The sequence below is a fragment of the Halobacillus shinanisalinarum genome, assembly GCF_022919835.1.
GTDB lineage: Bacteria > Bacillota > Bacilli > Bacillales > Halobacillaceae > Halobacillus_A > Halobacillus_A shinanisalinarum.
Genome location: NZ_CP095074.1, coordinates 1476676 through 1490767 on the forward strand (window position 1 = coordinate 1476676; position 14092 = coordinate 1490767).

Here is a 14092-nt window from a genome sequence, read left to right on the forward strand (position 1 = left end):
ACCAGACCCAATACCTACAAATTCGATGGTGGAGAATTTAAAAAATGTATTTATATGATTGTATTGGCAGTGTAGGAGGAATAAAAAGATTTATTACAGTAACAATCCTCACAAATTAATAGGCACTTTCAAGAATTCTTACAATATCCTCTTTCATTGCTTTTCGTGGGGTAAAAGTCATACTTTTTTCTTTTAAAGCATCTGCAGCAATCTGACTAAATTCTGTTGTTTCAACTCCCACGTCTCTTAACCTAGGTATATTAACCTTTTCACATAACTCACTCACTTTCTCTACCACATGTTCTATTGTCTCTTTGCCACCCTTACTTACGATGGATATCCCCATGATAGAAGCTACATCCCTTAATCTATCTTGAACTTTCTCATCTTCTCCATTAAAAGCTAATACATGTGGTAAAAGAGTGGCATTTGCAATCCCATGTGGAACACCACAATGGGAACTGATAGGATGAGAAATAGCATGAACAAGGCCCAAACCTGCAGAATTAAATGCTATTCCGGCTAACAAACTCCCTATTAACATATTGGATCGTGCCTGTAGATTCGTCCCATTTACAGTGGATTCATAAAGGTTCTTTGAAATGAGCTCAATTGCTTTTAATGCATTTATATCCGTTAGGACAGAAGCTCCTTTAGAAATGTAGGCCTCAAGTGCGTGAGTTAGTGCATCCATCCCCGTACCTGCAGTGACGTTAGCTGGGAGGCCAACAGTTAGCTCAGGATCTAGTAAGGCTGTTGTTGCCCCACAGCCTTGTCCAGCAATTATCATTTTCCTGGATTTTTCTGAATTGGTAACGACCGTGACTGAGGTTACCTCACTCCCTGTTCCAGCTGTAGTTGGAATCGCAATTATTGGTTTAACCTCATGCTCTACTTGATCCTTTCCTTCATACTGATGGATAGGACCGGGATTCGTTAATAGAATATTTACGGCTTTCGCGCAATCAATTGAGCTTCCACCTCCGATAGCGACAATGCCATCTATTTCCTGTTTACGGGCAAATTCAGCAGCATTGGTTACAATCGAATCAGGTGGATTTGGGGTAACCTTATCGTACGTCGACACCTTAATACCTTCGTTTTGTAATGAGTCGACTATGTTGTTAGAAATGCCCGCACTTTTGATTCCTTCATCATAGATACATAGTACTTTTTCAACTCCAAGGTCCTTGCTGATAACACCAACTTCTTTAGAGGCCCCGGCTCCTATTTTTATATCAACAGAGACAGAAAAGTTCATAGTCGGAATCGTACCCTGATTTATAGTCTTCATATGCTTTTATTCTCCTTTTGAAAAGATTTGTTTTCTTCCCCTTTAAAGCCGTTCTTTAATGAATAGTAACCTTGGCTGTCGAGTCTATTTCTTCCTTAGTAGTTCTTTCTGGAGGACGTAAGAAAACACCTACAATAACCACGCCTGAGGCAACAATTAACGATGTTAAGTAAAAAGCATTATCGAAACTGTTGGTTGCATCAACGATAAAACCAGTAATGATTGGTGCAAAAATCCCGGGGAGTGTCTGTGCTAACTGTGAGAAGCCCCCTATTGAACCGGCCTGATCAGGAACAGTTTCAGCTACTACTGCCCCTAAAGGTGAAGCGGCAGAGGCTAGGGCGAAGGAGGCTAATGTAAGCAAAATGACTGCACCAACACTTGACTTAACGGTAACTACAAAAATAAGACAGATGGCCAACACACCAAACCAAGCTGCTGACCAATAGGCTCTTGCAATACGTCTGCTTCCCGTTCGGATATAGATTAAGTCACTAAATTTCCCCCTAATGACTGACCTATAGCAGCACCGACCCAAGGAATAGCTGCTGCAAACCCCATTGCATGCAAGTTCAACCCTCTTTGGATAGTAAAATATCCTGGAAGCCATGTTAATAAAAAGTAAAGTGTGTATCCGACGCAAAATAACCCCCACATGTTAGCTAGAATAGTCCCCGAACCTTTCTAGGAATGGTCAATAATTCTTTTAAAGATTTTCTTTCTTTTGAGGATTCAGTTTCAATTAACTCCTCCTGCTCCGAAAGAATCCATTGTTTCTCCTCATCTTTCATGTAAGGATTGTCTTCAGGCCGATCAGTAAACCACTTACGCCAACAAAAGACCCAGATCACCCCTATGACACCCATAAGGTAAAAGGGGGAACGCCATCCAAAGCTATCTATCATCCAAACAATTACAGGGGTCCCTAACGCAGGAGCAAGGTATACCCCTGCAAAAGCAACCCCCAAAGCAGTAGAATATTCCCGTGGACTAAACCAATTTGTTACAATCCTTACTCCATTAGACAGAGAGGGACTTTCTCCAACGCCAAATAGAATCCGAGCAATTAGAAACGAAACATAGTTGAACGCGCCTGCTGTAGCCATCGTAAAAATAGACCACCACGCACCTCCCCATATAAACACCTTCTTTGAACCCCACTTATCCGCAGCAATTCCTGCAATAATAGTGAATGGTACTAGCCCCCAAAAAAAGGCACTTAGGATAAATCCCCATTGTGTCGCACTAAATCCATACTCCTCCATAATTGGTTCAGTTGCTAGAGAAATAATAACGCGGTCCACAAATTGAATGAAAAAGATTGACATAATAAACATCAACATTATCCAGCGATATTTCATCAATTATCCCCCATTTATTTGATGCTATAGACAAGCATCATTCAGCTACCGATATCCGTTGCAAATCTTCTCCTACGATCACTTCACCCTTAAAAATTGCAGAAGCTTCTTGAGATACCTTCTCTTCATTTGCACTTGGTAGAAAATGTGTCATTACCATTTTCTTGACCCCTGCTTTGCTGGCAATTTCCGCAGCCTGTGCAGGTGTACAATGTTCCAATTGCAGCTTGCTCCATATATTTTTCAAGTTTTCATCCTGACTATTTGTACCTATCGACGAAGAATTAATAGCGGCATCTTGTATGAGAATATCTGCCTCTTTAGCGAATTCGACCAGTGAATCAATCGGTGCGGTATCACCGGAAATCACGATCGATTTCGAATCAACCTCGAATCGAAACGCAAATGTTTTTACATTATGGATAACTGGTATGGTTGTAATATTGGCAGGTGTACCGCTTATGACTGAACCTCCCTCATCCTCTAATTCAATAATATTTACATCTGTTAATCCATCACTCGGTATTCCAAGGTCACCTGTACGATACGCAATGTCTTCTTCAAACATTTCCAAAACCTTTTGGTGGAATCGTTTTGTTCCCTTGGGACCGATTACTGTAAGCTTGTTCCGTCCTAGAGACCAACCGCCTAACAAAAAGTGCGCATAACCAAAAACATGATCGGAATGTAAGTGAGTAAAACATAAATATTCGATGTCCGCTGGACTGTATCCGGCTGACATTAACTGCCTTACAGTCCCTTCTCCGCAATCTACTAAAATTGGCATGTCAACAATCGTAATTACTTGTGCTGGTCCACTTCTTTCCAAGTTCGGTTTTGGGCTACCGGTCCCAAGCATAGTCACTGATAAATTGCTCAAGTTATACCCTCCCTTAATTTCTGAGCTGACGAACAAGTTGATAAAATCTCCCATAAGGAAGTATCGAGAAGACACGGTGTTTTCCTTAGAAAGTAATTTCAAGGTCCCTTATGGAAGAAAATGAATGTTAAATAATAGTAGAAATAAACTTCGTTTCTAGAAAGTCAGCTAATCCATCCGGGCCACCTTCACGCCCCATTCCACTTTCTTTCATTCCACCAAATGGACCTTGAACTTGAGCTAGAACCGTATCATTGATTCCTACCATTCCATATTCCAACCCTTCAGAAACTCTAACGGATCGTGATAAGTTTTGAGTAAAAATGTAAGCGGCAAGACCGTAATCCGTGTTATTTGCTTTATTGACGACTTCCAGCTCATCATCAAATGTAAATATGGAAGCTACAGGACCAAAAGTCTCCTGATGGGAGATGAGCATCGCCTCATCCACATCAGATAATATAGTTGGTGAATAAAAATAGCCATTTTCGCATCCAGTAACCTTGCATTCATTCCCGCCATAGATGAGGTTCGCTCCATTCCTTACCGCATCTTCGACGTGTTCTATCGCTTTCTCCAGACCTGCTTTGTTAACGACAGGTCCTAAATCTACATCATCTTCTAAGCCATTTCCAACTTTCAGACCTTCCACCTTCTCTTTGAAAAGTGTCAAGAATTCCTCTTTGACGGATTCCTGTACATAAATTCGATTCGGTGAAATACAGGTTTGCCCACTGTTGAAAAACTTGGCTCTCAGTATATTTGTAACGGCTTGCTCTAAATCAGCGTCCTCAAATACGATCAATGGAGCATGTCCACCCAATTCCATTGAAACTCTTTTCACTTGTTCTGCAGCGTTTTTTAGTAAGTGTTTTCCAACGGCTGTAGAGCCTGTGAACGCAATCTTACGGATTCGTTTATCACTTAGCAAAGCATCACCAATTTTTGCAGGATTACCCGTAACTAAATTGAGCACGCCCTTTGGAATCCCTGCTTCCTCAGCCAATTTGAAAAATTGAACAGCACTTCCAGGTGTTTGCTCAGCTGGTTTCAAAACGACCGTACAACCAGCAGCTAAAGCAGGTGATAGTTTCCTCGTTACCATCGCGAGTGGGAAATTCCATGGCGTAATCGCACCAACCGGACCTACTGGCTGTTGAATTACTTTCAACCTTTTATTTTCTTCAGAAGCTTGCATTGTTTTTCCATAAATCCTTTTCCCTTCCTCAGCATTCCAGAGCACATAGTCAGCGGCATTCTTTACTTCACCCATTGCTTGTTTCAATGGTTTTCCCATTTCAAGAGAGATGGTTTGGGCTAATTCTTTCTGTCTTTCAAGCATTAGCTGGTAAATACGGATCAGAATCTCCGCTCTCTTAGTAGCTGGAGTTGCCGCCCAATCTTGAAAAGCCGCATAACTCGCTTCGATTGCCTCCTGTGTATCACCTTCATGCCCAGCTGCGGCTTTGCTTACCACTTCCCCATTGGCTGGATTTATTACATCAAAACATTCATTTGAGATAGGGCCCTCCACTCCCCGTTGATGTATAATTGGTAAGTTTGAACATTTGCTTGAACTGTCATTATGGTATCCTCCTCATTCACTTTGATTTAGTAACTTTCAATTTTAACTTCGCTTTCTAATTTCCAGAACTCTGATTGCGTGTGAACCACTTTAGCGATCGCATCCTTTTGGTTGCTATAAACCGGTGCCCCATGAACATCACTAGGGAACGGATCATCGACACCGCTTTTCAGCCCAGTCAACTCCTCTATTATTCTCAGTGTGCAAAACGGTACATAAGAAGTACTGTATCCACCTTCATGCAGGGCAATAAGCCGTCCATTACAATGGCGTTCAGCCATTTTTTTGACGATTGAAGTCATTTTGCCAAAACCATCAGCTGTCATAAGCATTCGTCCTAAAGGGTCAAATCTACTAGGATCCTGTCCTGCTGATACGATTATTAATTCAGGGTCAAATTGCTCTGCAATCGGAACAACAATTTTTTCAAAAGCATATAGGTACCCATCGTCACCGGTTCCAGCTGGTAAAGGTATGTTAACGTTATATCCTTGTCCCTCCTCCTCACCAGTGTGTTCATGTAAACCTCTTCCAGCTGGAAACACATACTCTTGATGGATGGAAACAAACAGCACATCGGGATCAGAATAAAATGCACTTTCAGTTCCGTTCCCATGATGAACATCCCAATCTAGAATCATGATACGGTTTAAACCATATTTTTCCTTTGCATAGTTAGCAGCAATAGCAGCATTATTAAATAAACAAAACCCCATACCAAGTTCTTCTTCCGCATGATGTCCTGGGGCCTCGTTAATGCGTATACATTCTGGGCTTCCCCCTCCATCACTGCCTCAACGGCAGTCAATGCCCCACCAGCCGATAACAAGGCAATTTCATATGAACCAGGGCCAACTACAGCCATTTTGCCTGCATCTCCACCACCTGTATCACTCAGTTCCTTGATCTTCTCGACATAGTGGGAAGTATGATTTAACTCAATCTCATTCTCTGTTGCGAGCCTTGGGGAGATGGAATGTAAATTTTTAATAAACCCACTTCGTTCTAAAAGGTTCTTAACACGCCGTTTTGTCTCTGCATTTTCTGCATGAGTATCTGGCTCGACCATACCGCCTGACTGAATAACCAATGCTCCGTTACCTGTATCGTGCCAAAAATAACTTTCATCATATATAAATCCTGTTTTCAAGCTCATAGAAAGCCTCCTTTGGTGATCGATAAATCCTCATCATTCAAGCTATAGGGTTCAAATAGAAACCGCTTTCAAAAAAGTAATTAGATAAGTCAGGACGATACACTCCTGCTACTCCTTACCTCATCATCTCCACTGCTGCTTTCTAACTTAGCAATTGTAAAGCCAGTAAATCCGTAAATGACATTTATGACAGGAACGAGGATTGCAAAAAACACAAATGGTATAAATTGATAGGGGCTGACTCCCAAAATGACTGAACTTAAAATGACTGGTACTGACCAAGGGACCAAATTAATCCCTACAGTCCCTGTCGCCTCAACGCAGCGGGACAAATTCTTCGGATGTAAATTTCTTTGTTTAAACGTTTTCAGAAAACTTCTTGCAGGGAGAATTAAAGCCAAATATTGCGCCCCGCTGGACAATCCAACCACAAACGTTAGTAACAATGTTGAACTTATAAGAGAGCCTGTTGTTTTTGATAAATCAATGACGTAATCAACAAAAACCTGAAAGATGTACGTCCGTTCTAAAAGTCCGCCTAACGCTGTAGCTATCATCAACATTCCAATAGGTCGAAGCATAGACAGAATCCCGCCAGTATTTAATAAGGCATCTATTGATTGGATACCAGAATCGATTACAAATCCACCCGTCATTGCATTTAAAATGGCGGAAACAGTACTTCCTTGGAAGATAACAGCACATACACTAGCCAAAATACTGGTAATCACAAGAGCAGGTACGGCTGGAACTCTTTTGATCATCATAACTATCGTTATAAGAGGAACCGTAAGTAACCCTGAATGTATAGTGAAATTTTCTTCTAACCCCCCCAAAATGATATTTACTTCTTCTGGAGTAGCCACATTTCCTACGTATTGATTTCCTACGAACCAATACAAGATAAGGGCGATAATAAAGGCAGGCAGAGTATCCCATAACATGTGCTTCACATGAGTGTATAAAGGGACATTAACAATTGCAGATGCGACATTTGTGGTATCTGATAAAGGGGAGAGTTTATCTCCAAAAAAAGCACCAGAAATGACAGCACCTGCCACTAAAGGAAGAGGAAATCCCATCCCCTGTCCTATGGCCATAAAGGCTAATCCTATTGTTCCAAGGGAGGTAATCGAACCAATAACCATAGCTAGTAATGCTGTGAAAAACGCCACCATAGGGACAAAATATGCGGGATCAATTATTGAAAATCCATAATAGATGATCGTCGGAATAATCCCGCTGGCAATCCACGATCCTATGATGGTACCGGTAATGATTAATATATACACAGCTGGAAGTGCTCTCGATATTCCCTCAGTCATTGCCTCCTCAATCTCACGCCATTCATAACCTAAATATTTTGCTACTAATCCTGTAGTAAAAATACCTATAATTAACGGGATAAACATCGCCACATCCCAGAAGAAAATCGCACCTATAGCTGCGATTATTAATATTACCAATGGTACAGCCGCTAATAAAATGCTTGGTTTCCTAATTATTTTCACTCCCTTTCACCAAAACCATAGACGGAATATTCCGAAATTTAACTATATAAGAATCCATCTTTTCCTTGACTCTCACCCGTTCTTTTTTGTATTTTCGCTACCCCTTTTCTCTCCTTACTAGATTTAATAGAGAGAATAAGGGCAGATGATGCAAATCTTGTAATGATCCGAATCTTTTGTGAAGAATTCAAAATTTGAGCCGTACCAGCTTGATTAAACTCTCTTTTCAAATGCAGTTAGTGAATCAGAAAAGATATTCATAGCTTCGTTTATTTCAGACGAATTCATCACAAGTGGCGGGGCAAATACAATGGAATTAGCTCCTTGATAAATGATAGGTCGAACAATAAGCCCCCGCTTATTACATTCCTCAGCAACAATAGCAGCTGCATTTTCTTTCGGTGAAAATGGTGTATGTGTCGAAGGGTCTTTAAAAACGTCAAATGCACCAAGCAGCCCCTTCGAACGATCATTTGTGACATGTGGATGTTGTTCTTTTAAAGAATTGAATCCCTCAAGCACAATAGATTCCATGTTTTTGACATGGGTTACAATATTCTCTTCTTCGATTACTTCCAAGGTTTTTAATGCAACCGCACAGGAAGTAGGGTGACCACTATAGGTGAATCCATGGAACAAAACACCATCTGACAATTCTGATAATTCATCACGAAACGACTCCTTCATGATGACAGCTCCTAAAGGGATATATCCACTTGTTATCCCTTTGGCCACCGTCATAAAATCAGGAATAATGCTCCAATTTTCCACCCCGAACATCTTTCCAGTCCGGCCAAACCCACAAATTATTTCATCGGCAACCATAAAAATCCCGTATTCATCACACAAAGCTCGTACGGCTTGTAAATATCCATCAGGAGGAATATTTACACCACCCGCCCTTGTACAGGTTCCATAATGACTGCAGCAATCGTATCAGCTCCCTCGCGCTCTATAATCCCGCGAATCGACTGATCGTAGTCCTGATGATTCTCGTCTCCTTGTTCACATGCTGTCAAATAAGGTTGGGCTTGAATAAAATCTGGTGAATTTGCAGTAGAAAAGGTCCTAAAGGTATCCATCCCTGTCGCACTGGTCGCCCCCATTGTTACACCATGATAGGCTTTGGCCAGGCTTATCACTTTGGTACGCTTCGTTTGCTCCTTCAACTTCCAATAGTGGCGAATAATCTTGAAGGCTGTCTCATTCGATTCAGAGCCGCCAGATGTGAAAAAAGAAACATTCAAATCTCCAGGTGCCAACTCAGCAATCTTACGCGACACTCTAATAGCAGGTTCATTAGAATAATTGTTAAAGGAGGACATGAATGGCAGCGTTTCCATTTGTGCTCTAGCTGCTTCTGCTAAATCAGTTCTTCCATGACCCAAATTCACATTCCATAACGATGATAAACCATCAATATATTGTTTACCGTAAATATCTGTTACACGAACTCCTTTTCCGGAGGTAAAAATATGTTCGGGTCCATTCTCTTGTTGAACTTTTAATGAAGAGGTTGGATGCAGAAAATGCTTACGATCCCACTCCATCAATTGATCCGTCACACTTTGCTGCTCTTTCACATTAAACCCCATAAATGATTCCTCCTTAATAAGTTTCCTGAATTATTGTAATGATTATTTGGTAACCGAAACCGACAGCCCAATCGTTTGCAGATCCTGCGCCACAATCGTTTCCCCATCAAAAACAGCCACTGCTTCATCATAGGCCCGTTTTTCATCTATATTTGGAAGGAAATGCGTCATCACCAGCTTTTTCACTCCTGCCTTTTCAGCAATATCTGCTGCTTGAGCAGGCGAACAATGTTCTTTTTGTAAATTGTCCCAAATCTTTTGTAACTCGGGATCCGTTATGTTTTTATATGTTTCGTTAACGGCCAGGCACGCATCCTGGATAAGTATATCTGCTCCTTTTGCTAGTTTAATTATGTTTTCGGTAGGAGCTGTGTCACCTGAATGAACAATAACCTGCTCTTCCCCTTCAAATCGAAAACCATAAGTCGGAACGTTATGAATCATTTTCTCCGTATAGATTCGTGCCGGGATATCTTCTGAAAATTGTTCAATCTCCCCTGGTTCCTCAATTTCTATGATCTCGACATTTTCCCTGACGCCTTTTGGTGACCTTCCTAGCGATATACGATAGTCGATGTCCTCTTTAAACAAGGAAAGAATGGTTTCGTGATAGTGCTTCATTCCTTTTGGGCCGACAATTCGAAGTTGTCTGCGGCCAAGCCCCCAACCGCCAAGTAGAAATTGGCCATACCCTAATAAGTGATCGGAGTGAAGGTGGGTCATAAATAAGGTGGTGATAGATTGAGGGGGAATTCCGGCCCTCTGTAATTGCGCGGTTGTTCCTTCCCCACAATCAATTAAAACTGGGGCATCACCTAGATGGAGAACTTGAGAAGGTCCAGATCTATCCAAATCCGGACGTGGACTCCCCGTTCCTAGCATCGTGACTTTCCAATCTAACATAAGTAAAACCTCCATTATATTTGATATATCAAAGAATTCCTGGCACTTCACTAAGATAAAAGAGTGTCTACTATTAAGGTTCCTGCTCCAATAGCTGCAGCATCTCCACCTAGTTCCCCTTGACTGAATGATACTGCTAAATCTGGGAAAAGCCTTTTGTATCTCGTTTCAGCTTCCTCGATGGCTGTTTTATAGAACAAATCGATTTGTCTATACATGGGTCCGTTTAGGATAATTTTATCTGGATGGAATATATTAATCAGATTAGAAAGACCAGCCCCAGAATAATAAGCCGTATCTTTTATCACGTATTCACACAATTCATCCCCTTCTTCAAGGGCAGAAGCGATATGCGCAAAAGTTAGATCGGAAAAGTCTTCTACTTTCTGTCTTAAAATCGATGGATGTCCTTTCTTTAATCTTCTCTGAACTTCTTCAATCAAAGCTGGAATGGTGGAATAGGCGTTCAAACAGCCATAACTGCCGCAATCGCATTTCCTTCCATCAATATCCACTACCATATGACCTTGCCCAAAAGCTCCTACCTTATCCCCGCCTTGGGAACGGAGAATATGTCCATCCACCATAAGACCAAGTCTGATTCCTACTCCTTTGTTTATATGGACGACATTTTTAAGATGTTTCGCTGCCCCATGCCGGGTTTCTGCAATTAAGGCTGTGTTTTCCCCATAATCGAGAATCACTTCGACATTAAACTGCTCCTTTAACCTCTCTACCATCGGGACATCTTCCCATCCTGGTGCTGGAAAATGGAGTGGTGTTTTGATCATTCCTTCCTTGGTATCAAGCGGACCTATAGAGCTGATTCCAATTCCCAAAAGTGCTGAGTGGAAATTTTGTCTCTCTAACATCAAATGGATTGTGTTTATAAAGTCTTTGATCATTTTATCGGGAGTACTAGTGTGATCCATTTTAAATGTTTCTTCTTCTAAGATTCTTGAATCCAACGTTAATAAAAGAACCTTTGAATAGAAGCGCGAAATGTCGATCCCGATAATGCAATTCACTTCGGTATGAATCGCGTATTTTTTTGGTTTCCTCCCTCCCCTAGACTCTGCTTCACCACTTTCAAACAATAAGTTATTTTCCAATAGTTCATCAAGTAACCTGGCACATGTACTAAGCTTCAAACCAGTCTGTTTGGCTATTTCAGCTTTTGTTACAGGTCCTTCTTTTCTTACGTAATTGTAAAGCGCTTTCAAATTACTGCCTTTTTGTGTTGTGGAATTGAGTATTTCTTGTAGCATGTATTCTCCCTCATTAATTTTTTGATTAGTTGAATTATAAATCTTTAAACCAATTTAGTCAAAAGATTTTTTAAATTTGAAATAAATTCTTTTTTATTTTATTATATAGTGTAAAATGAGATTACTTAATATCATTTTGGTTATAAGTGAGTGGTAGTAAGGATCATTGTCCCCTTCTGCCAACAATACTTCTAATAAAGAAGCAAGGAGGGGATAAGTTGATTATTGCAGGACTCATTTTATTAGGCTTTGCTGCCAGTACGTACGGTACGATCATAGGAGCAGGCGGCGGATTTTTATTTGTCCCAGTTTTAGTGACCTTTTATGATATTTCCCCACAATCCGCTGCCGCAACAGGTCTGGCCGTTGTTTTTTTAAATGCAGCTGCGGGTTTACCGATGTTTTTAAAACAACGACGTGTTTTGCTTCGAACTGGAACATTACTTGCCATTGGGGCTTTTCCAGGGACATTTATTGGAAGTGAGTTAGTCAAATACAGTCCTGATTGGGTATTTTACTCTTTATTTGCTTGTCTTCTCATTGGCCTCGGTTTATTTCTAAGCTTAAAAAAACCATCCCAGGAAAAAAACGAGGTAGCAGCTGCCTCAGAAAGTGGCGCGTTACTACCACAAAAACAGAGTGAAGATCGAATAAATCATTGGAAACTGTTAGGAGTTGGAAGCATTCTTGGAGTTGTCTCTTCCTTTTTCGGAATTGGAGGGGGATGGTTGATGGTGCCTATTTTAACTTATGGATTCAGCCTCTCTATCAAAGCAGCAACCTCTACTTCTATCTTTTCTCTCGCCTTGTATTCGCTTGTTGGCTTGGTTCCTTCCATTGCAGATGGAGCTGTTCAATGGCCGATTGTAGCCTGGAGCGGGATAGGTGTGCTTATCGGGGCACAAACCGGAGCCATTCTATCGAAAAAAATGAACGGGACAACAATTACTCGGCTACTGACTGTTCTGGTTATAGCAATGGGAATCAATATGATTTTCCAAATTTAATAAGCTCCAATAAAAGATCCCATACCACCTTGCCCAGGTGGTACGGGATCCTGCTGTTAAGAAGATAAATCTTCCCCATTACTTTCAATCACCTTTTTGTACCAGGCAAATGAATCCTTGCGACTTCTCTGTAAAGTCCCGTTTCCTTCATCATCCTTATCGACATAAACAAAGCCATATCGCTTCGACATTTCACTTGTGGACATCGATACTAAATCAATAGGTCCCCAAGCCAGATACCCCATCAATTCCACACCATCACCAATGGCTTCTCTCATTTGTTCAATGTGTTTCCTTAAATACTCAATCCGATAGTCATCATGAATGGAGCCATCTTCTTCCACCTTGTCGTAGGCACCTAGCCCATTTTCCACAATAAAGATCGGTTTCTGATAACGGTCATACATTTCATTTAAGGAAACACGCAGCCCAACCGGATCAATTTGCCAGCCCCAGTCTGAAGCTTCCAAATAAGGGTTTTTCAAGCTTTTGGTTAAATTACCTTCCGTCTGCTCCCCTTCTGGTGAAGCAGAAGATAACAACGACATATAGTAACTGATGGAAATATAATCAACCGGATACTGTTTAATAATTTCTTCGTCCCCAGTTTCTTTAACGATTTCGATCTCATGCTCCTTGAAGAAACAATTCAGGTAATCGGGATATTCGCCACGCACATGTACATCCGTGAAAAATAAATTATTCTGATTGTCCTGCTGGGCCTTTAAGACATCCTCAGGGTTAGGGGTGTGCGGATAGTGAGTCATTTTGGCCAGCATACATCCCATTTCCCCCTCCGGAATAATTTCGTGTAACTTTTTAGTGGCCAGGGCACTTGCGACGAATTGATGATGCAGCCCCTGGTACTTTGCCTGCATCGGGTTGTCTTCCTGATCGGATAAAATTCCGCCCCCTGTATAAGGGCTAATTGTAATCACATTAATTTCATTGAACGAGATCCAATATTTCACCTTATCTTTATAGCGCGTAAAGACCGTTTCCGCATAACGGACAAAATGATCAATCACCTCGCGACCTACCCAGCCATTATATTTCTCTGTTAATCCATAAGGGGTTTCATAGTGGGAGAGCGTCACCACCGGTTCAATATTGTGCTTAGCCAATTCATCAAACACATTGTCGTAAAACTGCAAGCCTGCTTCATTTGGTGTTTCATCATAGCCATTTGGAAAAATTCTTGACCAGTGGATCGAAATCCGGAAAGCAGTAAAGCCCATTTCCGCAAGCAAGGCAATATCCTCTTGATAACGGTGGTAAAAATCATTCCCTTCACGTTTCGGATGACGCGCTGTCGATTCACCACTCAGCGTCTTTCTGATTTGCTCCGCCGTAATCTCCATGGAATTATCTTTCGTTCGTTGTTCTTTCGGAATATATTCTACAAAGTCGGCTGCCGATAAACCTTTGCCATCTTCGTCAAAAGCCCCTTCAATTTGGTTGGCAGCTGTTGCACCACCCCAGTAAAAATCAGCCGGAAATTTTGCTTTAAATTGTGTCATGTTATCTCTCCT

10 protein-coding genes and 2 pseudogenes are annotated in these 14092 nt (G+C 41.2%); 1 reads left to right on the forward strand and 11 read right to left on the reverse strand.

Features of this window, described 5'->3' with window-relative positions; all coding sequences use genetic code 11:
- Positions 1–115: 115 nt before the first annotated feature.
- The 10 genes and pseudogenes from MUO14_RS07395 to MUO14_RS07440 all read right to left on the reverse strand — a co-directional run bounded on the left by MUO14_RS07395 (position 116) and on the right by MUO14_RS07440 (position 11553).
- Positions 116–1294: an iron-containing alcohol dehydrogenase family protein gene (locus tag MUO14_RS07395; RefSeq protein ID WP_244754603.1), complete on the reverse strand. Its 1179-nt coding sequence runs from the start codon at positions 1292–1294 to the stop codon at positions 116–118.
- Positions 1295–1349: 55 nt separating this feature from the next.
- A complete protein-coding gene (locus MUO14_RS07400; protein ID WP_244754604.1) occupies positions 1350–1937 on the reverse strand; it encodes an MFS transporter in 588 nt (195 codons plus the stop codon).
- A 19-nt stretch (positions 1938–1956) separates the two neighbouring features.
- Positions 1957–2655, reverse strand: a complete 699-nt coding sequence (locus tag MUO14_RS07405; protein WP_244754605.1) for an MFS transporter — start codon at positions 2653–2655, stop codon at positions 1957–1959.
- A 37-nt stretch (positions 2656–2692) separates the two neighbouring features.
- Positions 2693–3535 (reverse strand): MBL fold metallo-hydrolase, encoded by an 843-nt coding sequence (locus MUO14_RS07410; RefSeq protein ID WP_244754608.1) that lies wholly within the window; start codon positions 3533–3535, stop codon positions 2693–2695.
- Positions 3536–3662: 127 nt separating this feature from the next.
- Positions 3663–5069: an NAD-dependent succinate-semialdehyde dehydrogenase gene (locus MUO14_RS07415; protein WP_318036020.1), complete on the reverse strand. Its 1407-nt coding sequence runs from the start codon at positions 5067–5069 to the stop codon at positions 3663–3665.
- A gap of 77 nt (positions 5070–5146) precedes the next feature.
- Positions 5147–6276 (reverse strand): annotated as a pseudogene (locus MUO14_RS24705) (class II histone deacetylase).
- An 89-nt stretch (positions 6277–6365) separates the two neighbouring features.
- Complete coding sequence (gene nhaC / locus MUO14_RS07425; protein ID WP_244754609.1) at positions 6366–7787, reverse strand: Na+/H+ antiporter NhaC; 1422 nt, start codon at positions 7785–7787, stop codon at positions 6366–6368.
- 213 nt (positions 7788–8000) lie between these two features.
- Positions 8001–9382, reverse strand: a pseudogene (locus MUO14_RS07430) (aminotransferase family protein).
- A 42-nt stretch (positions 9383–9424) separates the two neighbouring features.
- A complete protein-coding gene (locus MUO14_RS07435; RefSeq protein ID WP_244754610.1) occupies positions 9425–10285 on the reverse strand; it encodes an MBL fold metallo-hydrolase in 861 nt (286 codons plus the stop codon).
- Between the two features lie 50 nt (positions 10286–10335).
- A complete protein-coding gene (locus tag MUO14_RS07440; RefSeq protein ID WP_244754612.1) occupies positions 10336–11553 on the reverse strand; it encodes an ROK family protein in 1218 nt (405 codons plus the stop codon).
- A 218-nt stretch (positions 11554–11771) separates the two neighbouring features.
- On the opposite strand from MUO14_RS07440, the gene MUO14_RS07445 reads away from it, so the two are divergent.
- Positions 11772–12560 (forward strand): sulfite exporter TauE/SafE family protein, encoded by a 789-nt coding sequence (locus MUO14_RS07445; RefSeq protein WP_244754613.1) that lies wholly within the window; start codon positions 11772–11774, stop codon positions 12558–12560.
- Positions 12561–12616: 56 nt separating this feature from the next.
- Here MUO14_RS07445 and MUO14_RS07450 read toward each other — a convergent pair whose 3' ends face one another.
- A complete protein-coding gene (locus tag MUO14_RS07450; protein ID WP_244754614.1) occupies positions 12617–14080 on the reverse strand; it encodes a glycoside hydrolase family 1 protein in 1464 nt (487 codons plus the stop codon).
- Between the last annotated feature and the right edge of the window lie 12 nt (positions 14081–14092).